This is a genomic window from Mesorhizobium sp. M3A.F.Ca.ET.175.01.1.1, assembly GCF_004791945.1.
Lineage (GTDB): Bacteria > Pseudomonadota > Alphaproteobacteria > Rhizobiales > Rhizobiaceae > Mesorhizobium.
This window is the reverse complement of record NZ_SRTP01000442.1, coordinates 1-279: the sequence shown is the minus strand read 5'-3', so window position 1 is coordinate 279 and position 279 is coordinate 1. Positions and strand designations below refer to the sequence as shown.

General features: G+C 63.1%; 1 pseudogene. It reads right to left on the bottom strand.

Annotation, left to right across the window (positions count from 1 at the left end):
* Window positions 1–40 precede the first annotated feature (40 nt).
* Window positions 41–279, bottom strand: a pseudogene (locus EN818_RS33455) (tetratricopeptide repeat protein); the annotation flags it as partial.

The following is a 279-nucleotide window of genomic DNA, read 5'->3' as shown; positions in this document are numbered from 1 at the left end:
TCTGCATTCATCAATGCCCGATCGTAGCCTGGGTAGTTGGCTACTCTGGCAATCCGGCTGCCCGTAGCGCGCTGCCAAGAGCCTCCGCGAGCCCGGGCGCGCAATTCACGCCGGCAAATTGGCGGCTGTAGCGAAAGGGCGGCTGGAGCTCGATCACGCGAGCGGCGGCTGCTTTCGCTTCGTCCAACCGGCCAAGCTTGGCCAGCGCGGCCGCCAATTGCACATAGGTGATGCTATGTGCCGGATTGGCTTGGACGGACTTGTAGGCAGCACGACAAG